Consider the following 21,676-nt stretch of genomic DNA (forward strand, 5'->3'; position numbering starts at 1 on the left):
TAGGACGTTCCCTCAGACTTGGCAAGGGGGGCCTGTCGGGCTAGACCACGCCCAAAGGAGCCTTTCCATGTCGATCAACAGCTACGGTCATCTTTTCCGCGTCACCACTTGGGGCGAAAGCCACGGACCCGCGCTTGGCGCGACGGTTGATGGCTGCCCTCCCGGTGTGTCGCTGACAGCACCGATGATCCAGCAATGGCTTGATAAACGCCGCCCAGGTCAAAACAAGATGACCACCCAGCGCAACGAACCCGATGCTGTCGAAATCCTGTCTGGTGTGTTTGAGGACACGACGACAGGTACGCCAATCCAATTGATGATCAAAAACACCGATCAGCGTTCCAAGGATTACGGCGACATCGCCAACACGTTCCGCCCCGGCCATGCAGATATCACGTACCACCAGAAATATGGTTTGCGCGACTATCGTGGCGGTGGCCGCTCATCGGCGCGCGAAACTGCGGCACGTGTTGCGGCCGGCGGTGTGGCGCGCGAAGCGATCAAAGCGATTGCCCCAAACGTCGAGATCAAAGGCTACATGGTTCAAATGGGCGAAAAGCACATCGACCGAAACCGGTTCGATTGGAACACCATCGATGGCAACGATTTCTGGTGCCCTGATGCAGGTGCTGTTTCCGAATGGACTGACTACCTCAATTGGTTGCGCAAGGATGATCACAACTCTGTCGGTGCGATGATCGAAGTCGTGGCGCGCAATGTGCCAGCGGGCATCGGCGCACCTGTTTACGGCAAGTTAGACACTGATTTGTCCGCCGCGATGATGTCCATCAACGCTGTGAAAGGTGTCGAGATTGGCGAAGGCATGGCCGCCGCAGCGCTGACCGGTCGTGAGAATGCCGACGAAATCTTTATGGGTCTAAATGGGCCGGAATATTCCAGCAACCATGCTGGTGGTATATTGGGTGGTATTTCTACTGGTCAGGATATTGTGGTTCGCTTCGCAGTAAAACCTACGTCGTCGATCCTTAGCCCACGTGCGTCGATCCGTATGGACGGCTCTCCAACTGAAGTGGTGACAAAGGGCCGGCACGATCCATGTGTTGGTATTCGTGCCGTACCCGTTGGTGAGGCCATGATGGCCGCCGTCATCCTCGATCACATCCTTCTGGACCGAGGACAAACAGGCGGCACGCGCGGCCAGATCGGTTAGGCTGTCGCTGCGTTCAATGCGACATCCATAAGCTCCTGAATGTCGGCAGGTCTTGTTCCAGCGACGATACGACCAAGCTCGGCTTCGCCTTTCAGAACGACCAATGTCGAGCGACGTGGGATGTTCAAATCGTTGACCAACTGCGAACGGCCGAATTCGTCCCAATCCACATCGATAAACGTAATTGCGTCGTCATAGGCACCGTTGTCCGCTTTGATACTGTTGATAACGCGTTCCTGAGCACGGCACGTTGTGCACCAAGACGCTTTGAAATCAAGGAAGACAGTCTCGCCTGCGGCCAAACGTTCTTGAACCAGCCCTTCAGTGTAGGGCAAGCCAGCAGCCTGCGCGGCAAATGGAATCAGTGTGGTGGCGCCTGCGGCGACCAAGAAGTCTCTGCGTTTCATATGGTATTCCTTTCTAAAAACGGACCGAAAGATCCTGTAGCCAGTATGGGAGAGTATCGAGAAGCCAGATTTCGGCGTATTTATGCAGCCCCAAGGCAAGCACGAGACCGGTGAGGATAAACAGCGCCCCCATTGCCGGGCGCGCCTTGGCGGCCGTTGTACGCAGCCAATCGCGGCGATTGCGGATCGCAGCCTGTGCACCGTAAGCCAGCAAAAAAATGATGGTTGAGATACCGAAGGCGAAGAACAGCATGATCAGCGTCGCCCAACCGAGGCTTTCGCCGGTGGACGCCAATGCAATAGCACCACCAAGGGTCGGGCCGACACAAGGGACCCAAACAGCCCCCAAAAGCATCCCGCCCAAAAACTGGCCGCGCAAACCATTGCGGTCTAGATCATCAAGTTGTTCGTCTGCAGCCGTAGCCATTCCGCCTGTTACAGATGCAAACTTATCGGCAAAGCGCGGCACCAGCATCATGACGCCGAAGGCAATCATCAACAGTGCCCCAACGAAGGCGACCGCATCTGTATCAACGCCAAGGGCCCGCCCGAACGCGGCAATACCAACACCTAGCAAAACAAAAGAAAGGCTAAGCCCAGAGCACAGCGCAAGGGGGCCAGCGCGACTTACCTGCAACGCGCTTGCCAGTACAATTGGCAAGATCGGCAGGACGCATGGGTTGATCAAAGTCAGCAACCCAGCAACATATGCGAATATCAATTCCATCGCGGAAATCTATGCCGCGCTAGACCTTCACTGTCACTTCACAAGGACGTTGGTTTTTGTTTCGACAATTGAACGGCCAAGATGCCCCCCGTGATAATCAAAACACCGATGACATCCATCGAACCGAGCTTTTCGCCCAACAATACTGCCGCGATCAGGACCCCAAAAAACGGCGTAAGGAAGTGGAAGACGGCAGCAGGTGTCGCGCCAATTCGGTCAACCAACATGAACCAAATCAATGTCGCCCCTAAACCCGGCACGATCACGGTGTATGTGAATGCGACGCCCAATTGCCACGTCCACGTGACATCAAACGTTTCAAACGCGAGCGCAGGCAACCACAGGACGGCACTGCCGACAAGCATCTGCAAAGACACCACCATCAAGAAGTTTCCGCCAGATGATGCACCGCGTACAGCGAGCGTTGCCACAGTCAGAGACACAACACTGATTGCGCAGAGTCCGACCCCGTAAAGGTCTACCTCGCCTTGCAATCGTGCGCCCATGATCAATGCAACGCCCAGAACACCTGCCAACAGTCCAGCGATGCCTAATGGGCGGATGGTTTCTCGATAAATCGCCCAGCCAGCAAACGCCGCCAGAAGGGGCATGGTGGATGCGATGATCGACGCAAGTGACGCTTCAACAGTCTGCATGGCGATAAAGTTCAGGCCAAGATAAAGACCGTTTTGCGCGATGCCGAACACCACGACTGCGATCCACTGCTTTCGGGTCAAATGCCAGCTTTGACCGAGCCAGAGTGCAATCACGAGGCCGATCACCCCTGATGCTAGAAACCGCAAAGCGAGCGCATGTAGAGGCGGCGCGTATTGAACGATTACGCGTGCTGATGTGAATGCCGAGGCCCACATGATCCCAAACACCACACCCATAAGGATCGCTTCTCGGTCAATCTTGTTCATCATCTCTCCAACGAAAAAGGGTCGCCCAAATAGGCGACCCTTTCTATCGAAATGTAAACCAGCCTTAGCCGTTTACGCTGTCTTTCAGAGCTTTCGCAATTGTCATTTTGACAACTTTGTCTGCGTCTTTTTTGATCTGCTCACCCGTTGCTGGGTTGCGAACCATACGCTCTGGACGCTCACGGCAATAAATTTTGCCAACGCCTGGCAAAGTCACGGCACCACCGCCGGATACTTCGTCAGTGATCAGACCTGTGATCGCGTCCAGTGCTGCAGATGCGGACTTTTTGTCTGTGTCCATTTTTTCAGCAAGCGCTGCGACCAGCTGTGTCTTGGTCATTGGTTTCGTCGCCATGGTATTTCTCCTCGTTGATGCCCTATTAAATGGGCTCATTACTTAGACAGTAAACTGTATGTCGCTATGTTCCACAACGAATAGTGGCACATTACAAGTGAAAAACTGCATATTGTGGGTAAAATCGCAAAAATACCTGCGTTAGAGGAAGGCAGTTTCCTCAAAAGATCGCAATTTCCGACTATGAATCCGCTCAAGCGGCATTTCGCGCAGGTGCTCCATCGCACGGATTCCGATCATCAAATGGCGTGAAACCTGCGTTTTATAGAAGTCAGATGCCATACCGGGCAGCTTCAATTCTCCATGCAAAGGCTTGTCTGAAACACACAGCAAAGTGCCATAGGGCACGCGGAACCGGAAGCCGTTGGCAGCGATCGTTGCGCTTTCCATGTCCAGCCCAACCGCGCGAGATTGACTAAGCCGTTGCACGGGACCGGATTGATCGCGCAGTTCCCAGTTGCGGTTGTCAATGGTCGCAACCGTCCCAGTTCGCATGATCCGTTTCAACTCATAGCCCTTCAGTTCTGTCACCTCCGCGACGGCATCTTCCAGAGCAATCTGAATTTCCGCAAGTGCAGGGATCGGCATCCAAACAGGCAAATCGTCGTCCAACACGTGGTCTTCCCGCAGGTAGCCGTGTGCCAGAACGAAATCACCTAACCGCTGCGAATTCCGTAAGCCGGCGCAATGCCCAACCATCAACCAAGCATGAGGGCGCAGAACCGCGATATGATCTGTCGCGGTTTTGGCGTTGGATGGCCCGACCCCGATATTAACCAACGTGATTCCCGCCTGCCCGTCACGACACAAATGATAGGTCGGCATTTGCGGCAGTTTTTCCGGCACATTCAAAGGCGCGTCGGGATCGGTGATCACCTGATTACCAGTGCTAACAAAAGACGTGTACCCGCTGTTGGGATCGGCCAGCATCTTGCGGGCGTAGGCTTCGAATTCTTCGACGTAGAACTGGTAATTTGTAAACAGCACATGGTTCTGAAAATGCTCAGCCTTGGTCGCCGTGTAGTGTTGCAAACGCGCCAGTGAATAATCGATCCGTTGAGCCGTAAACGGCGCAAGAGGGCTGGAGCCGTCTTGGTGATGGAAATCCAGACCATTTACGATGTCATCATTTGTCGTCGTCAAATCCGGCACATCAAACACATCGCGCAGGGTATATTCCAAAGCCCCCTCTTGCGGGACAGCGATCTCACCAGACACAGCGAAATGCATGGGCATAGGCGTGTTTGAGACGCCAATCACCACGGGTTCGTCATGGTTTTCGATCAACAAGCCAATCTGCTGTTGAAGGTATCCCTCGAACAGATCAGGCCGCGTGATCGTCGTTGAATAAATCCCGGGACCCGCAACGTGACCAAAGCTGAGCCGCGAATCCGTCTGGGCGTAGGTCGTCGTACGAATGCGGATTTCCGGATAGAACGCGCGGAACCTATTGTTTGGTCGTGCCCCTCCAACATTCTCCGCAAACGTCTTGGACAAAAAGTCTTGAGCGATCTTGTACAATTCTTGCAGCCGCTCAACGGCGGCAACGGGATCGCGAAATTCCTGTGCGGCGGGTGTTTCCGGCGACACGACCGGCAGATGTGCATGTGGTTTCATCACGGCGAGACCCTCCTGTTTCCGATGGTATCTGTCCCAAATAAAAACGCCGCATGAAGCGCGCGGCGAAGGTAACTGACAGACATTCTGATCATCCTGAAACGTGGCACTGCTTTGTGATGTTATCAAGACCTGCTCTTACGTCGTTTTCAGGCTAGCCATGTCGCAAGAAACGGTGTTGGCTCCCCTCAGGAGGCACTGCAATGTCCGTTTCATCCCTGCGCCCAAACCTTGATCATCTTCAAGACCGCATTGATCTTGCGGCCGCGTTCCGTTGGACGGCTCGCTTGAACATGCACGAAGGCGTCGCGAACCACTTCAGCCTTGCGATCAATGATGATGGAACGCGGTTCCTGATGAACCCTAACCAAATGCATTTTTCGCGCATCAAGGCGTCCGACATGATCGAAGTCGACGCGAATGACCCTTCGACATTGACCGGACCAAATGCGCCAGATCCAACTGCATGGGGCTTGCACGGCGGAATTCACCGTCATTGCCCACATGCCCGCTGCGCCATGCACGTTCATTCGATTCATGCGACTGTTCTGGCCACGTTAAAAGACAGCAGCCTTCTGCCGATTGACCAAAATTGCGCGACCTTCTTCAACCGCTATGTCATCGACGACCATTACGGCGGGCTCGCGTTTGAGGAAGAAGGCGAACGGTGCGCGGAGCTCCTTGGTGATCCGAAAAAGAAAGTCATGATCATGGGCAACCATGGCATTATGATCATGGGCGCCACGGTCGCGGAAACCTTTAACCGTCTGTATTATTTTGAACGCGCCGCCGAAACCTACATCCGTGCGCTTCAAACAGGCCAACCCTTGCGCGTGTTATCAGACGAGATCGCGGAAAAAACCGCGCAAGAGCTCGAAGATTACCCTGAACAAGACGAACGCCACTTGGCCGAGCTCAAGGCCATTCTGGACGAAGAAGGCTCTAACTATGCGGGATAGGATCTTTTTTGAGAACCTGAGACGCTGGACCAGCACGCGTCGCCTAGGGAGAGGATACAGGATTTAACCCTGTAATTCCCTCTATCTAAGGTACATCCAATGACTATTTACGGCCTCACTGACGAACACACTATGATCGCGGATACCGTCCGCAGTTTTGTTGAAAACGAAATCTACCCGCATGAAGACCTTGTGGAACGCACCGGCGAAGTTCCCCAAGAAATCGCGGACGACATCAAACGCAAAACCAAAGAACTAGGGTTCTACGCCTGCAACTTTCCTGAAAGCGCCGGTGGCGCGGGCCTAAACCATGTGGAATTTGCTTTGGTCGAACGTGAACTGGGTCGAGGGTCTATGGCCCTCAACCATTTCTTTGGCCGCCCTCAAAACATTCTAATGGCCTGCGAAGGTGAGCAAATCGAACGCTATCGTGATCCAGCAATCCAAGGGGACCGCATGGATGCTCTCGCCATGACGGAACCAGGTGCCGGGTCCGACATTCGCGGCATGAAATGTTCAGCCGTGCGTGATGGTGGTGATTGGGTCTTGAACGGGACGAAACACTTTATCTCCGGCGCGGATCATGCGGATTTCATAATCGTCTTTGTGGCCACCGGCGAAGATCAGACCCCCCGCGGCCCCAAGAAACGGATCACCACATTCCTTGTTGATCGCGGCACGCCCGGTTTCACCATCCGTGACGGGTATAAATCTGTATCGCACCGTGGTTACAAAAACATGATCCTCGAATTTGACGATTGCCGCCTACCAGACGCGCAGGTTCTGGGGGAAGTCGACGGCGGTTTTGCTGTAATGAACGAATGGCTTTATGCGACTCGCATCACAGTTGCGACCATGTCCGTCGGCCGCGCCAGACGCGTTTTTGATTACGCGCTGGATTATGCCGCTGAGCGTGAACAATTCGGGCAGAAGATCGGCAAGTTTCAAGGCATCAGCTTTCAGATCGCCGATATGATTACCGAAATTGACGCCGCGGACTTGCTGACACTCGCCGCCGCAGATCGGCTGGATAAGGGCCTACCCGCGAACCGTGAGATCGCGAGTGCGAAACTATATGCCTCCGAAATGCTGTCTCGGGTGACTGATGCCACGATTCAAATCCACGGCGGAATGGGCCTTATGAATGATTACCCCCTTGAAAGGTTCTGGCGCGACGCACGTGTTGAACGCATCTGGGACGGCACATCGGAAATTCAGCGTCACATCATCAGCCGTGAATTGCTTCGTGCGTTAGGAGCCTAAACTATGAACATCGTTATTCATCGCATCCCTGATGCGGGTGGTGGTCGAGGTTTATGCACATGACAACATCGATTTCGAGACTATTACAGCCAAAAAGTGTTGCTGTTATCGGCGGAGGCGCGTGGTGCAAATCCGTTGTTGAGCAACTTCAAAAGTCGGGCTTCAAGGGAGACGTCTGGCCCGTTCATCCAAAAGCAGACACCATCTGTGGGTTACCAGCGCACCCATCTGTGAGTGATCTTCCCGAGGTGCCGGATGCTGCCTTTGTTGGTATCAACCGCGAAGCCACGATTGGGGCGATAGAGGAGCTTTCGCAGATCGGCGTCGGGGGTGCTGTCTGTTTTGCTAGTGGGTTTGGTGAAACAGACGACGGGCATACTGCCAACGAAATGCTTCTCAAAGCGGCGGGTGACATGCCTATCCTTGGACCCAATTGCTACGGGATGATCAATGCGCTTGATGGGGCCTGTCTTTGGCCCGATCAGCACGGTTGTGTTCCTGTCGACAGCGGTGTCGCGATCCTGACCCAAAGCTCGAACATTGCGATCAATCTCACGATGCAATCGCGCGCTTTGCCAATCGCTTACGTTGTCACATGCGGAAACCAAGCCCAGCTGACGGAAGCTGAAATAGCGTCTGCTTTGCTCGACGATCCGCGTGTCACGGCCGTCGGTTTGCATATTGAAGGGTTCAAAGACTTACCCACATGGCAGGCGTTTGCCCGAAAGGCACACGACAAGGGTATTCCAGTGGTCGCCCTGAAGGTGGGGAAATCCGTGGAAGCCCAAAACGCGACCATCTCTCACACGGCATCCCTCGCTGGAAGCGGCGCGGGTGCGACTGCTTTGCTGGATCACCTTGGCATTGCTCAGGTGGGCGACCTTCCAACCCTTATTGAGACCCTAAAGATCCTTCACGTTGCAGGGCCGTTGTCATCGACTGCAATCGCATCCGTCAGCTGTTCCGGAGGCGAGGCAAGCCTGATCGCAGACATGGCACACGACACGCCTTTGACGTTTCCGCCGCTAAACACTGTCCAGCATGAACGGCTGTTTCAAGCGCTTGGCCCGAAAGTCGCCCTCGCCAATCCTCTCGACTATCACACCTACATCTGGCGTGATGATAATGCCATGACGCAGGCATTTTCGGCCATAATAGACCCTAATATTGCGATTACCTTTTTGATTGTCGACTTTCCACGAAACGACATATGTGATGCCGACGACTGGGAATGCGCAATCAACGCTGCAATCAACACCCGTAGTGCGACAGGTGGGGTTGTCGCAATGGTCGCAACCTTGCCCGAGCTTATGCCAGAGGACACAGCAAGACGTCTGATGGCAGGCGGAGTCATACCGCTTGCCGGATTAGCAGAGGCACTGGGTGCCACGATCGCCGCACAAATCCAATCCCAAAGCGCTCGTGACGTCATTCAACCAGTTCCAGTTCGAGAGGCACAAACACTCTCGGAATCAGCTGCCAAGACGGCGCTATCAGAAATGGGTGTTGCCGTTCCTGCGCTTACGGTTGGACCAATCGATGATCTGGCCAAACTGGCCGATAAATCCGCTGGTCCGTACGTGCTAAAATCCACGGGTCTGGCCCACAAAAGCGAATCCGGCGGCGTTGCTTTATCGCTTATGAATAGCCATGAGGTTTTGGCCGCGAGCGCCAAGATGCAAGGTGACACCTTTATTCTAGAAGAGATGATTGACGACAAAGTTGCTGAACTTCTCGTTGGCATCGTCAAGGATCCCGCCCATGGCTTTGTAATTACGATAGCGGCTGGTGGGATTCTTACGGAAATCCTCGAAGACCGCACTTCCCTGCTGGTTCCTGCATCACGAAATCAGATAGAACAGGCTCTAACACAGCTTAGAATGTTTCCTGTTCTGGATGGTTACAGAAATCAGCCTAAAGCCTCCGTCGATAGCGTTCTGGACGCGATTGAAGCCATTCAAGCCTACGTCCTTGCCAATCGGACGACAGTTGAAGAGGTTGAAGTGAACCCTCTGATCGTCACCCCAAGCCGCGCGGTAGCCGCTGACGCACTCATAAGGAAATACCATGACTGACAGAACAACAGGCCCGATCAAAACACGCCGCGAGGGGGCAATCCTCGAAGTCACGCTTGATCGACCAAAGGCGAATGCAATCGATCTCGCGACCAGCCGGATCATGGGTGAGGTTTTTGCGGAATTCCGCGATGACCCCGATTTGCGTGTCGCAATCATCACCGGAGCAGGCGAAAAGTTCTTTTGCCCCGGTTGGGACCTAAAGGCCGCGGCTGATGGAGACGCCGTCGACGGCGATTATGGCATTGGCGGCTTTGGCGGGTTGCAAGAACTGCGCGGCCTTAACAAGCCAGTGATTGCCGCCGTGAATGGCATTTGCTGTGGTGGCGGGCTCGAACTGGCGCTGTCCGCGGACATTATCCTCGCGGCGGATCACGCGACCTTTGCATTGCCGGAAATCCGCTCAGGTACGGTGGCAGACGCGGCGAGCATTAAGCTCCCGAAACGCATCCCCTATCACATCGCGATGGAGCTGCTTTTGACCGGACGTTGGTTTGACACATCCGAGGCACTCAATTGGGGTCTAATCAACCACATCCATCCTGCTGTTGAGCTTTTGGATCAAGCATGGGAAATGGCGCGAATGCTCGCCTCTGGTCCGCCACTGGTTTACGCCGCGATCAAAGAAGTCGTGCGTGACGCCGAAGATTCCAAATTCCAAGACGCCATGAACCGTATCACGAAACGGCAGTTGGCCAGTGTAGATAGGCTCTATTCTAGCGAAGATCAGCTTGAAGGTGCAAAAGCCTTTGCTGAGAAACGTGATCCTGTTTGGAAGGGGCGTTAGGCCAGCAAGGCCTTCAAACGTTGCAATGCAAAACCGTAGCCTTGGGTGCCAAATCCGGCAATCACACCCTCGGCGCGGCCTGACACATAGGAATGGTGCCGGAACCGTTCGCGACGGTGAATGTTGGAGATGTGAACCTCCATCACGGGCCCCTCAAACGCGTTCAACGCATCAAGTATCGCCACGGATGTATGACTAAGCGCGCCGGGGTTTATAACAATTCCGCCTGCGTCCCCGCGTGCGTCCTGAATCCAGTCCACCAAAAGACCTTCGTGGTTGGACTGCTTGGCCTCAAGTTCAAACCCAAGCGTTTTACACAACGCGGTGCAATCAACGACGACGTCATCAAGCGTCTCGGACCCGTAGATTTCGGGTTGTCGTTGCCCAAGCAGGTTCAGGTTCGGGCCATTCAGGAGAAGTATTTTTTTCATGCTCGGACCATTGAACAGGATGGTCGATATGGCAAGCCCCTATGACACCTTGCACAACGCGGCAGGCTGGGCGACCAAGGGGCATGACAAAAACACTCCTCTCATTTGGGCACGGCTACTCCGCCCGTGCTTTGACCCGCCTCTTGCCGGACGATTGGCGTGTGATCGGCACGACCCGTAGCGAAGACAAAGCCGCGACTCTTATGACTGACGGCGTCGAGCCGCGCATTTGGCCGGGGGCAAACATCATCCCCGCATTGGATGCCGCAACGCATCTACTGATTTCTGCCGGTCCATCGGACGCGGGCGATCCTGTTCTGAAGGAACTGCGCGACGAGATCGCTGCGCGAAAAGGACAGTTCGAATGGGTTGGATATCTCTCTACGACGGGGGTCTATGGCGACCATAAGGGTGGATGGGTAGATGAAACGACACCTCTCACCCCATCCACCAAGCGCGGCCAATTGCGTGTCGAAGCCGAACAGGCGTGGCAAAATATGGGCTTGCCGCTTCATATCTTCCGTCTTGCTGGGATTTACGGACCTGGACGAGGGCCATTTGCGAAAGTTCGCAACGGCACTGCGCGTCGTATCATAAAACAAGGACAAGTGTTTAGCCGCATCCATGTCGACGATATCGCGCAGGTACTTGCGGCATCGATTGCCCAACCCAAGCCCGGTGCAATCTACAACCTTTGCGACGATGATCCCGCGCCTCCAGAAGACGTCATCGGACACGCAGCTGAATTGTTGGGCCTCCCGCTCCCGCCCGCTCAAGACTTCGAGACCGCCGAAATGACCCAAATGGCCCGCAGTTTTTACGCGGAAAGTAAGAAGGTACGAAACGATCAGATTAAGGACGAACTGGGCGTGAAGCTGCTATTTCCGGATTACCGCGTGGGGTTGGCATCACTTTTAGCCGCAGAAACGCGTTAGTCAGACCCGTGCACTTGCCCTAGGAACCCCCAGTCGCCATATCGTGCGCAAAAGAGGGTATCCACATGACGTTCCGCGAAAAAGTAGCAGCCTATCTAGACACCCCAATGGTGCGCTACGGAATCATAGCGGTCATCATATTCAACGCTGTGATCCTTGGGTTGGAAACCTCTGACACTGTGATGAACGTCGCAGGTCCACTGATCCATACGCTTGATCGGCTTTGTCTTGCGGTTTTCATAATCGAAATTCTTGCAAAGCTCTTCGCACACCGTTTTCAGTTCTTCCGTTCGGGTTGGAATATCTTCGACTTTATCATCGTTGGAATTGCCCTTGTTCCCGCCGCGCAATCCCTGTCCGTCTTACGGGCATTGCGGATCTTGCGTGTGTTGCGCGTCATCTCGGCCACCCCAAGCTTGCGCCGCGTTGTAGAAGGTTTTCTGACCGCCCTGCCAGGTATGGGCAGTGTCTTTATGTTGATGTCTCTGATCTTTTATATCGGCTCTGTTATGGCGACAAAATTGTTTGGCGATGCCTTTCCCCAATGGTTTGGCAGCCTTGGTGCTTCAGCCTACAGCCTGTTCCAGATCATGACCCTAGAAAGCTGGTCAATGGGCATCGTGCGTCCCGTGATGGAGGTTTACCCCTACGCTTGGGCGTTCTTCGTGCCATTCATCATGGTCACTACATTCGCTGTCGTGAACCTGCTCGTTGGTCTGATTGTGAACTCGATGCAAGACGCGCATCACGTAGAAGAAAATGCTGCAACAGACAGCTACCGCGATGAAGTTCTCGTGCGGCTGGAAGCGATCGAAAAACGTCTGCCAAAATCCGACTAGGCGCGCTTACCAACTACGGCCACGCCCAAAACATCCAGCACTTTGGCTTCGATGTGTTCTGCGTTCATTGCTGCGGTATCATACATATCGCGCGGGCTGGATTGGTCGATGAACGTGTCCGGTAAAACCATGCTGCGAAATTTGAGGCCGTGGTCGAACACGCCTTCATCGGCCAGCAATTGCGCCACATGTGAGCCAAACCCACCTACAGCGCCTTCTTCAACAGTGATCAGCCCGTCGTGATCTGCCGCCAGAGATAGGATCATGTCTCGATCCAAAGGCTTGGCGAAACGTGCATCGGCAACCGTTGGAGTGATGCCCTTTGCGGCCAGCGCTTCACAGGCTTTTTCAACCTCTTGCAGACGGGTCCCGAATGACAAAATGGCGACCTTTGATCCTTCGCGGATCATCCGGCCTTTGCCAATTTCAAGCGGTTGCGCGTTGTCCGGAATGTCGACTCCAACGCCTTCACCGCGCGGAAAGCGGAACGCGATTGGCCCGTCGTCATAGGCAACGGCCGTCGCAACCATGCGCGTCAATTCCGCCTCATCTGCGGCGGCCATCACAACGAACCCCGGCAAGTTCGCAAGGAAGGCGACATCGAAAGAACCTGCATGGGTCGCGCCGTCAGCACCGACAAGCCCAGCGCGATCAATCGCAAAGCGCACTGGCAGACGCTGGATCGCTACATCATGCACAATCTGGTCATAGCCGCGCTGTAAAAACGTAGAATACAGCGCACAAAAGGGTTTCATCCCGCCAGCCGCAAGGCCCGCACAAAATGTCACTGCATGCTGTTCCGCAATACCAACGTCAAAACAGCGCGAGGCGAAACGCGTCATGAACCGGTCAAGCCCCGTGCCGTCTGGCATGGCAGCCGTCACCGCAACGATCTTTTCGTCTTTACCCGCTTCTTTGATCAAGCTCTCTGCAAAGACCGAGGTATAGGACGGCGCATTGCTGACCGCTTTGGCCTGCTCGCCGGTCACGATATCGAACTTACCTGTAGCATGGCCGCGATCAGCGCGGTGTTCTGCGTAACCTTTGCCTTTTTTGGTAATCGCGTGGATCAGGATGGGGCCGGTCGCGCGGGTCTTCACCGTCCGCAAAACGCTGAGCAGTTGGTCCATGTCGTGGCCATCAATCGGACCAAGGTAACTGAACCCGAGCTCTTCGAACAACGTGCCGCCAACGGTCATGCCTTTCAGCATTTCCTTTGCTCGACGGGCGCCTTCTTGGAAGGGTTCGGGCAGAAACGAAACCGCGCCTTTTGCGGCCGCTTTGAAATCTTGGAACGGGTCGCCAGCGTAAAGTCGGCTCAGGTAGGACGACATGGCCCCGACCGGCGGCGCAATCGACATTTCATTGTCGTTCAAAATTACGATCAGCCGTTTCTTTAGATGGCCGGCATTATTCATCGCTTCATAGGCCATGCCCGCAGACATAGACCCATCGCCGATAACAGCGATTGCATCACCGCCTTCGCCCCCCAAATCACGTGCAACTGCAAACCCGAGCGCTGCGGAGATCGATGTAGACGAATGCGCAGCGCCAAACGGATCGTATGGGGATTCACTGCGTTTGGTGAACCCGCTCAGCCCGTCTTTTTGGCGAAGTGTGCGAATACGGTCTCGACGACCTGTCAGGATTTTATGCGGATAACACTGGTGGCTGACGTCCCAAATAATCTTATCTTTTGGCGCCTCGAACACGGCATGCAACGCGACCGTCAGTTCCACCACACCAAGACCAGCGCCCAAGTGCCCGCCCGTTTCGGAAACCGTCGAAATCGTCTCGGCGCGCAATTCGTCTGCGACGCTGCGCAGTTGCGCATCGCTAAGCCCGCGCATGTCGCTGGGCAAATCAATCTGATCGAGCAATGGGGTTTTGGGTCTCTCGGCCATATCCGGCGTCTTTCTTCAGTGGCTGCGGTTTACAACAAACCGCGCGGCGTCTCGTAACGTATCAGCCGCCTTTCCGTAAACACTTAGCGCATCGCAGGCCGATTCCACCAACTCATCTGCGCGGCTTTTCGCCCCATCCAGTCCCAAAAGGGATACGAACGTTGCTTTTCCAGCGGCTTCGTCTTTGCCGACCGCTTTGCCAACTGTGGCGGCATCGCCTTCAACATCTAGAATATCATCGGCAATTTGGAACGCGAGCCCCAACTCGTCACCGTAGATCTGCAACGCAGACGGATCGTCCTGCGCCATCGTCGGACCTGCCGTACAGGCCCAAGTGATCAACGCACCGGTTTTACCTGCCTGCAGCGCGATAATCTGATCAAGCGTCAGCGGGGTTGTGGCCGTCTCTGCGGCGATATCGGCAGCCTGCCCGCCGACCATCCCGCCAATGCCTGCCGCCTGCGCCAACGTCAAAACCATTTTGACCCGCGCCTCGTCGGTCATAGCCGCAGAGCTTGCCCGCTCAAAAGCAAGAGCCTGTAGCGCGTCGCCAGCTAGAACCGCGGTCGCCTCATCCCACTTCCGATGCACAGTAGGTTGGCCCCTCCGCAAATCATCATCGTCCATGCAGGGCAGATCATCATGCACCAAAGAATAGGCATGCAGGCATTCAATGGCTTCCGCTGCCATACGAGCGAAAATCGGGTTAACTTTGTGCAACTGCGCCGACTGATAGACAAAGAACGCCCGCAATCCTTTGCCACCTTCCACTGCATATCTCATCGCATCAGCGACGTCCCCACGGTAGCCCTTGGTGGAAACTCTGATACCAACTGCGGTCGCCTCCGCCGTCTGTTCCAAGGCGTCGCGAAAGGGCATGGGTTCGCTTTCCGCCTTGAGCGGCGTGACCACAAACTGATCCAAAGGTTTAAGGTCTAGCTTCTTAGCCATCCAACGGTGCCGTGCCCGTCGGATTCCCATCACCGTCCAAGGTCAACTTGGCAACCTTCTCCTCGGCCTCTTTCAGCTTTGTCTCACAACGCTTCTTAAGGGCAGCTCCGCGTTCATATAGCGAAATCGACTCGTCTAGCGGAACTTCGCCCCGTTCCAGCTTACCTACGACCTGCTCAAGCTCGCGCAGGGCATCTTCAAAGCTCATCTCATTTACGTCGCTCATGCGCCTCGCTCCGTTAGTACTTTTACATGTGCGCGGGCGGATCGGCCCAGCGCTTCTAGATCATAGCCGCCCTCTAGCGCAGACACCACACGGCCTTCGCAATGTTCATCTGCCAAATCGCACAGTTTTTCAGTGACCCATTTAAAATCATCATCACCCAGCATCAGTCCAGCCAGTGGATCATCTGCATGTGCATCAAATCCCGCAGAAATCAGCAGAAGTTCAGGTTTAAAGTCCGCGATACGAGGGAACACATCGCGCTCATAGGTGGATCGAAACACCTTTGACCCGCAGCCCTCTGGAAGCGGCACGTTCACGACATTGCCCACACCCGTTTCATGGGCTGCACCCGTGCCCGGCCACAGCGGCATCTGATGGGACGAGATGAATAAAATGCGCGCATCTTCCTCGACCAGGTCCTGCGTGCCGTTCCCGTGGTGCACATCGAAATCCACTATCGCAACTTGTTTGAGCCCATGAAACTCGATCGCATGTTTCGCCGCCGTGGCGACTGATCCGAAGAAACAAAAGCCCATCGGCGTCTCTTTTTCAGCGTGGTGTCCGGGGGGACGCACCGCTGCAAATGCATTGTAAGCATCACCAGACATCACCAAATCTACAGCTCGAATGACGCCTCCAGCTGCACGATAGGCTGCCTCCAGCGTACCGACGGACATGTGAGTGTCTGCGTCCAAACTGCGCCAGCCCTCGGACGGGACCGCATCGCGAATTGCGTCGAGGTGGGCTTTGGTATGGCACCGCAACAAATCGTCGTCCGCAGCCAATGGCGCAGACACACGGGCCAACTCTAGTCCATCCAACGCATCCAGAACCGCATCAAGGCGCGCCACCTGTTCGGGATGCCCGGGCGGCGTTACGTGATCATAACAGGCCTTATGGGTGATCAATGCTGTCGCCAAAAGACGCTCCTATCTGTGTTGATTCCGTCGAAAGGCCTAGTCTGGCGCCAACATGTAACCGGCACCACGCACCGTCTGAAGGTAACGGGGTTGTTTCGGGTCAGCTTCCAGTTTTCGACGCAACCGTGTGATCTGAACATCGACCGCGCGTTCTTGGGCTTGGCCACCGGACCGACCAAGCCGATCAACGAGTTCCTCGCGACTGATCGCTTCGGCAGGTGTCGCCGAGAAAATACGCATCAACTGCGCCTCGGTTGCTGTCAGCCTGACCAAGTCCTCACCTTGCCACATCTCGCCCCGTTCCATGTCATAGCGCAGCGGTCCTAAGTGCAGCACCTTCGGAACAACATTCTCTGTCTCGCTTGGTGGGACACGCCGCAGAATTGAATTGATCCGCAGCAGCAGCTCTTTGGGTTCAAACGGTTTGGCAAGATAATCATCCGCCCCGGCTTCAAGCCCAGCGATCCTATCGCTCGTCTCAGCTTTGGCCGTCAACAAGAGGATCGGAGTTTCGCGTTCTTGGCGCAGGTCAGCACAAAGCGAGACGCCATCTTCGCCCGGCATCATCACATCCAGCACGATCATATCGAAGTCCAGCCCCGACAAAATTCGCCTTGCGTGCGCTGCGTCTCGCGCTGCGGTCACCAAGAACCCATTCCGCACAAGAAACTTCTGCAATAACACACGAATGCGTTCATCATCGTCCACAATCAACAAATGCGGTTGGTCACTTTGCATCAACATCATCCCTTTAAATCTTTAAGCGCATCATATCGCTTCCGCATTTCATCATCCATCATGGCCTCAAGCACTTGCCGAAACCCTGTTACGGCTTCTGGCCCCGCCGCACGATAAGCCGCACGCATCCGGTCCCGTTGTGCATCTGACAACTGCCGCTCCAAAGCCTCCCCCGCTTCGGTTAGATACAAATGCCGTTCTCTCTTGTCGCGCTTTCCGACTTCACTGCGGACCAAACCATCCTCAACCAATGCACGCAACACACGGTTCAGCGATTGCTTTGTAACACCAAGAATCGCCAACAGGTTATTAACGGTGGTTCCAGGACTGCGATGAATAAAGTGAACAGCGCGGTGATGCGCACGGCCATAAGCCATGTCTGCAAGAATACGATCTGGGTCCGCTGTGAAACCGCGATAAGCAAAAAACATCGCCTCGATGCCCTTGCGCAGTTGCTCATCCGTTAGGAATAACAATGCATTGCCACTCTCTCGTCCGCTCCCCTCCATCGTACCCTCCTTCACATTCGCCGTCATAATACGTCAGCTTTGTTGACATTCCAAGCCAGCATCGGTATCGAATCGCAGGTTTCGCGCAACAAAATGTCCACAACGGACCTATTTGCGAAACAAATGCAATTTGAAGGAGGCTGACATGGCTGGCTCATATGATGATCGTGATGGAAAAATCTGGATGGACGGCAAGCTTGTCGAATGGCGTGATGCCAAGGTCCACGTCCTGACCCATGCTATGCATTATGCTTCTTCTGTCTTTGAAGGTGAGCGTTGCTACAACGGCAAAATCTTCAAATCCCGCGAGCACTCCGAACGTTTGCACTTTTCTGCAGGCGAATTGGATTTCGAGATCCCATACACCGTCGACGAGATCGAAGCAGCGAAACAGCAGGTTCTCACCGAGAACGGCCTGACAGACGCCTACGTGCGCGCTGTTGCTTGGCGTGGCGCTGGCGAAGACATGGGTGTCGCGTCCCTGCGTAACCCTGTCCACCTCGCGATCGCAGCATGGGAATGGGGCAACTACTACGGTGACGCCAAAATGAAGGGCGCCAAAATCGACATCGCGAAATGGAAACGCCCGTCACCGGAAACGATCCCTGTGCACGCCAAGGCCGCTGGTCTTTATATGATCTGCACAACATCCAAACACGCGGCCGAGGCCAAAGGATGCTCTGACGCTCTGTTTATGGATTACCGCGGCTATGTTGCCGAATGCACAGGGGCCAACATCTTCTTCGTAAAAGACGGCGAAGTGCACACCCCAAAGGCGGACGTTTTCCTGAACGGCATTACACGTCAGACCGTTATCGGCATGTTGAAAGACAAAGGCGTTACAGTCCACGAACGGGTCATCATGCCTGAAGAGCTCGAAGGGTTTGAGCAGTGCTGGCTCACCGGCACTGCCGCAGAGGTCACACCTGTCGGCCAGATCGCTGATTACAACTTCGAAGTCGGTGCACTGTGCCGTGAGATATCAGAAGACTACGAAAAACTGGTCCGCGCATAAGCGCTCAGGCTTCGCGACCTCGTTCAATCTTTAGGTATTGAGCGAGGCGTCGGCCGCTCGTTTCTCGATCGTGTTCAAGTAATTTACGGCGTGCAGCACTGCTGATGTCCTGCTTCTGGTGCTGCACCTGAACGGCAGCACGTTTGCTTGAATCTAGCGTTTGCTGATTGTCGGAAATATGTCGGGTCATGACAGGTCCTTCCTTGCTGTGTTCCGAATACTAACACGGATCGTCGCAAAAATCACGTTGGACGCTATTGTAGCCCCTTCGCCTTCACTTTACGGCGAGCCGTTGCATTCATCCCGAGCTGGCGCTCCCGCACCACAATGATCACTCCAGCGCAGATCACCAATGCCGCCCCGGCGAGCATGCCAGCGGTTGGAACTTCGTCAAACCAGATGTACCCGATCGCAACCGACCAAAGCATTGAGACATAAGTAAACGGAGCCAAAACGCCAGCATCGGCCAGCCGGTAGCTGGCTGTTAACAAGATTTGACCAACACCCCCGACAAGACCCGCCCCACACAGCAAGACCAGCTCCGGTCCGGTTGGCCAAACCCAGCCAAATGGGATTGTCAGCAACGACAACACCGTCGACGTTGCTGAGAACCAAAATACAATCGCCGTAGTGCTTTCTGAATTGGCCATGCCTTTGACGAAGACCTGCGCCAGTGCCGCAAGGCACGCCGATCCAAGTGTCAATCCCACGCCGAGCGCCTCTGTCGACCCGAGCCCGACACTCAGCCGCGGCGCAACAATAATCACAACTCCAACGAAGCCTAGAGATACAGCAGCAATGCGCACCAGCCGGAATTTTTCTCCGAGGATCAGGGCCGCCAGAACGACCATCACGATCGGCGTGACAAACCGGATCGCGGTAACCTCGGGCAATGGCAAGTACTTCAGGCCAGCAAAGCCAAGCCCCATCGCGCATGACCCTACAATACCGCGCACTGCGTGATTTCGAATCGACTGCGTCCGAATGCCCTGTGCGATACCACCATTGACCAGTAACCAGATCAAAATAATCGGCATCGCCATGATGGATCGAAAGAACATCGTCTGCCCCGCAGGGACACCTTCCGCGGCTTTAATGAAGGCAGACATGACTGTGAACATCGTGATTGCCGACACCATCAGGAAGATCCCGCGCGGAACGTTTAATGTCGGTGTAGATGTCATGAGAACTGCTTACGCCTGACAGTTGAAAAGAGCCAGCCGTCTATACTTATAATCGAGCGATCGCCCAACGCGCTGCATCCGACACCTCTGGTGCTGGGTCTTCGATCAAAGTCGCGGCAACGGTTTTCAGTGAGGCATCCCCAGAATTGCCAATCGCATAAAGCACGTTGCGAACGAACCGATCCCGCCCGATGCGCTTGATCGGGCTACCCGAAAACTTTTCTCTAAAGGCAGTGTCATCGAGCACCGCCAGATCGCGCAAAGGTGGCGCAACCAAATCATCACGCGCGGCATAGCGCACCTCTTGGGCCTCAACGGCAAACTTGTTCCAGGGACAGGCCGCCAAACAATCGTCACACCCGTAAATGTGATTCCCTAGTAAGGCCCGCAACTCTTCCGAAACGGGGCCTTTGTGCTCAATCGTCAGATATGAAATGCACCGTCGCGCATCGAGCTGGAAGGGAGCCGGAAAGGCATTCGTCGGGCAAATATCGAGACACGCCGTACACGACCCGCAGTTTTCGATGCCCGCTGCATCTGGCGCTAGATCAACTGTTGTGAAAATAGCCCCCAAGAAAAACCAGCTTCCCAGTTCTCGGCTTAGCAGGTTGGTGTGCTTACCCTGCCAGCCAAGGCCAGCCGCCTGTGCCAAAGGTTTTTCCATGACGGGTGCTGTGTCCACGAACACCTTTATCTCGCAATCGGCTTGATCCACCAACCAACGTCCGACCCGTTTCAGGCGTTTCTTTACGATGTCGTGATAATCGCGGTTCTGGGCATACACAGAAATCGCCGCCCGATCTGAATGCTCCAATACATCCAGTGGGTCATGTGTTGGTGTATAGGGTTCAGCCAACATCACGACTGATTTTGCTTCCGGCCATAGCGCGGTCGGGTCGCCACGCCACGCCATGCGCTCCGCCATCCACGCCATTTGACCATGACGTTCTTGGTCTACGAATGTCTTCAGTCTTTCGGGTAATTCTGGAACGGCATCAGGGCGGCAGACGCCAAAACTGGCGAACCCTTCGCTCAGGGCCTTTTCGCGTAGCTGTTCTTTCAGCCCGTTCAAAAATCCAAGTCGCTATAGTGCGACGGCTGAGGGAACCCAGAAATTTGATCTGCCAGAATCGACCGGAACGCTGGCCGCGATTTGATCTTCGCATACCAATCTTTGACGATCTCCGACCGGTTCCAATCCACGTCCGACACATAGTCTAGACAAGACAAATGCGCAGCGGCCGCAAAGTCTGCCAAAGTCATGTCATTGCCAGCCAGCCAGCGCCGCTGATCCAAAAGCCAATGCATGTAGTCCAAATGGTATTTAATCGCCCGCGATCCTGCTTTCACGTTCGCACTGTCTGGGTAACCGGTTCCCATGACTTTACGGAACACGCGCTCGCCCATGAGTTTGGTCGTGACTTCTTCGTTAAACTTATCGTCAAACCAAGCAACCAAACGACGCACTTCGTAACGGCTGTCGGCCCCTTGTGGCAATAACATCGGCGTCGGGTGAGTTTCTTCAAGATACTCACAAATGGCAGTGCTATCAGCCATCGTGCGGTTGCCCATCTTAAGAACAGGCACTTTACCGGCAGGGTTGCGGCGCAAGAAGTCGGCATCCTTCTCCCAGTAGCGCTCTTCGATCAGCTCGACCTCAATCCGCTTCTCGGCCAGTGACAAACGCACTTTGCGGGAAAACGGCGACAACGGATAATGGTAGAGACGGTTCATCAAGGG

The 21,676-nt window shown here is 54.8% G+C and carries 24 protein-coding genes; 8 read left to right on the forward strand and 16 right to left on the reverse strand.

The annotated features are described in order from the left end of the window. Positions 1-67 precede the first annotated feature (67 nt). Positions 68-1,171: a chorismate synthase gene (gene aroC, locus KO486_RS03210; RefSeq protein ID WP_216035803.1), complete on the forward strand. Its 1,104-nt coding sequence runs from the start codon at positions 68-70 to the stop codon at positions 1,169-1,171. Here aroC and KO486_RS03215 read toward each other — a convergent pair. The 5 genes from KO486_RS03215 to KO486_RS03235 form a co-directional block, all read right to left on the reverse strand. Further along, positions 1,168-1,578, reverse strand: a complete 411-nt coding sequence (locus KO486_RS03215) for a thioredoxin family protein (protein ID WP_216035804.1) — start codon at positions 1,576-1,578, stop codon at positions 1,168-1,170. The genes aroC and KO486_RS03215 overlap by 4 nt on opposite strands. A gap of 13 nt (positions 1,579-1,591) precedes the next feature. After that, entirely contained in the window at positions 1,592-2,305 is a 714-nt protein-coding gene (locus tag KO486_RS03220; RefSeq protein WP_216035805.1) for a cytochrome c biogenesis CcdA family protein, read from the reverse strand. A gap of 38 nt (positions 2,306-2,343) precedes the next feature. Then, positions 2,344-3,219, reverse strand: coding sequence for a DMT family transporter (locus KO486_RS03225; RefSeq protein WP_216036211.1), 876 nt, complete (start codon positions 3,217-3,219; stop codon positions 2,344-2,346). A 73-nt stretch (positions 3,220-3,292) separates the two neighbouring features. Then, positions 3,293-3,583 (reverse strand): HU family DNA-binding protein, encoded by a 291-nt coding sequence (locus KO486_RS03230; protein WP_216035806.1) that lies wholly within the window; start codon positions 3,581-3,583, stop codon positions 3,293-3,295. 141 nt (positions 3,584-3,724) lie between these two features. After that, positions 3,725-5,200 (reverse strand): AMP nucleosidase, encoded by a 1,476-nt coding sequence (locus tag KO486_RS03235; RefSeq protein ID WP_216036212.1) that lies wholly within the window; start codon positions 5,198-5,200, stop codon positions 3,725-3,727. 203 nt (positions 5,201-5,403) lie between these two features. Between KO486_RS03235 and KO486_RS03240 the strand changes: the two genes are divergently transcribed. From KO486_RS03240 to KO486_RS03255, 4 genes are all read left to right on the forward strand, one after another. Beyond that, positions 5,404-6,159 (forward strand): class II aldolase and adducin N-terminal domain-containing protein, encoded by a 756-nt coding sequence (locus KO486_RS03240; RefSeq protein ID WP_216035807.1) that lies wholly within the window; start codon positions 5,404-5,406, stop codon positions 6,157-6,159. 99 nt (positions 6,160-6,258) lie between these two features. After that, positions 6,259-7,422: an acyl-CoA dehydrogenase family protein gene (locus KO486_RS03245; protein WP_216035808.1), complete on the forward strand. Its 1,164-nt coding sequence runs from the start codon at positions 6,259-6,261 to the stop codon at positions 7,420-7,422. 59 nt (positions 7,423-7,481) lie between these two features. After that, positions 7,482-9,497, forward strand: coding sequence for an acetate--CoA ligase family protein (locus KO486_RS03250; protein WP_216035809.1), 2,016 nt, complete (start codon positions 7,482-7,484; stop codon positions 9,495-9,497). After that, positions 9,490-10,284, forward strand: coding sequence for a carnitinyl-CoA dehydratase (locus KO486_RS03255; protein ID WP_216035810.1), 795 nt, complete (start codon positions 9,490-9,492; stop codon positions 10,282-10,284). Before KO486_RS03250 ends, KO486_RS03255 begins: the two co-directional genes overlap by 8 nt. Here KO486_RS03255 and aroQ read toward each other — a convergent pair. Next, entirely contained in the window at positions 10,281-10,715 is a 435-nt protein-coding gene (gene aroQ / locus KO486_RS03260; protein ID WP_216035811.1) for a type II 3-dehydroquinate dehydratase, read from the reverse strand. The two genes, KO486_RS03255 and aroQ, sit on opposite strands and share 4 nt — an antisense overlap. An 83-nt stretch (positions 10,716-10,798) precedes the next feature. Here aroQ and KO486_RS03265 point away from each other — a divergent pair, with 83 nt between their 5' ends. Then, positions 10,799-11,650, forward strand: a complete 852-nt coding sequence (locus KO486_RS03265; protein ID WP_216035812.1) for an SDR family oxidoreductase — start codon at positions 10,799-10,801, stop codon at positions 11,648-11,650. A 65-nt stretch (positions 11,651-11,715) separates the two neighbouring features. Beyond that, entirely contained in the window at positions 11,716-12,489 is a 774-nt protein-coding gene (locus tag KO486_RS03270; RefSeq protein ID WP_216035813.1) for an ion transporter, read from the forward strand. Here the strand turns inward: KO486_RS03270 and dxs are convergent. From dxs to KO486_RS03300, 6 genes are read right to left on the reverse strand one after another with little or no spacing between them, the layout of a single operon-like run. Beyond that, the gene (gene dxs, locus KO486_RS03275) at positions 12,486-14,393 is read right to left on the reverse strand and encodes a 1-deoxy-D-xylulose-5-phosphate synthase (RefSeq protein WP_216035814.1); all 1,908 of its coding nucleotides are present in this window, start codon (positions 14,391-14,393) and stop codon (positions 12,486-12,488) included. The two genes, KO486_RS03270 and dxs, sit on opposite strands and share 4 nt — an antisense overlap. 15 nt (positions 14,394-14,408) lie before the next feature. Further along, complete coding sequence (locus KO486_RS03280; protein WP_252734541.1) at positions 14,409-15,344, reverse strand: polyprenyl synthetase family protein; 936 nt, start codon at positions 15,342-15,344, stop codon at positions 14,409-14,411. Beyond that, the gene (locus tag KO486_RS03285) at positions 15,337-15,570 is read right to left on the reverse strand and encodes an exodeoxyribonuclease VII small subunit (RefSeq protein WP_216035815.1); all 234 of its coding nucleotides are present in this window, start codon (positions 15,568-15,570) and stop codon (positions 15,337-15,339) included. Before KO486_RS03285 ends, KO486_RS03280 begins: the two co-directional genes overlap by 8 nt. Further along, positions 15,567-16,490, reverse strand: coding sequence for a histone deacetylase family protein (locus KO486_RS03290; RefSeq protein WP_216035816.1), 924 nt, complete (start codon positions 16,488-16,490; stop codon positions 15,567-15,569). The genes KO486_RS03285 and KO486_RS03290 overlap by 4 nt, the downstream gene beginning before the upstream one ends. 36 nt (positions 16,491-16,526) lie before the next feature. Then, entirely contained in the window at positions 16,527-17,228 is a 702-nt protein-coding gene (locus tag KO486_RS03295) for a response regulator (protein ID WP_216035817.1), read from the reverse strand. Positions 17,229-17,233: 5 nt separating this feature from the next. Continuing rightward, positions 17,234-17,737 (reverse strand): MarR family transcriptional regulator, encoded by a 504-nt coding sequence (locus tag KO486_RS03300; RefSeq protein ID WP_216035818.1) that lies wholly within the window; start codon positions 17,735-17,737, stop codon positions 17,234-17,236. A gap of 145 nt (positions 17,738-17,882) precedes the next feature. Here KO486_RS03300 and KO486_RS03305 point away from each other — a divergent pair, with 145 nt between their 5' ends. Next, positions 17,883-18,752, forward strand: coding sequence for a branched-chain amino acid aminotransferase (locus KO486_RS03305; RefSeq protein WP_216035819.1), 870 nt, complete (start codon positions 17,883-17,885; stop codon positions 18,750-18,752). A 4-nt stretch (positions 18,753-18,756) separates the two neighbouring features. Here KO486_RS03305 and KO486_RS03310 read toward each other — a convergent pair whose 3' ends face one another. The 4 genes from KO486_RS03310 to KO486_RS03325 all read right to left on the reverse strand — a co-directional run bounded on the left by KO486_RS03310 (position 18,757) and on the right by KO486_RS03325 (position 21,670). Beyond that, the gene (locus tag KO486_RS03310; RefSeq protein WP_216035820.1) at positions 18,757-18,942 is read right to left on the reverse strand and encodes a hypothetical protein; all 186 of its coding nucleotides are present in this window, start codon (positions 18,940-18,942) and stop codon (positions 18,757-18,759) included. A gap of 64 nt (positions 18,943-19,006) precedes the next feature. Further along, positions 19,007-19,936 carry a DMT family transporter gene (locus KO486_RS03315; protein WP_216035821.1) on the reverse strand — a complete coding sequence of 310 codons (930 nt, stop codon included), beginning with the start codon at positions 19,934-19,936 and terminating at the stop codon, positions 19,007-19,009. A gap of 46 nt (positions 19,937-19,982) precedes the next feature. Next, on the reverse strand, positions 19,983-20,999 hold the full coding sequence (gene queG, locus KO486_RS03320) for a tRNA epoxyqueuosine(34) reductase QueG (RefSeq protein WP_216036214.1): 1,017 nt from the start codon (positions 20,997-20,999) through the stop codon (positions 19,983-19,985). 5 nt (positions 21,000-21,004) lie between these two features. Next, positions 21,005-21,670 carry a glutathione S-transferase family protein gene (locus KO486_RS03325; RefSeq protein WP_216035822.1) on the reverse strand — a complete coding sequence of 222 codons (666 nt, stop codon included), beginning with the start codon at positions 21,668-21,670 and terminating at the stop codon, positions 21,005-21,007. Positions 21,671-21,676: the final 6 nt, after the last annotated feature.

Origin of the sequence: Octadecabacter sp. B2R22, assembly GCF_018861045.1 — a bacterium.
Lineage (GTDB): Bacteria > Pseudomonadota > Alphaproteobacteria > Rhodobacterales > Rhodobacteraceae > Octadecabacter.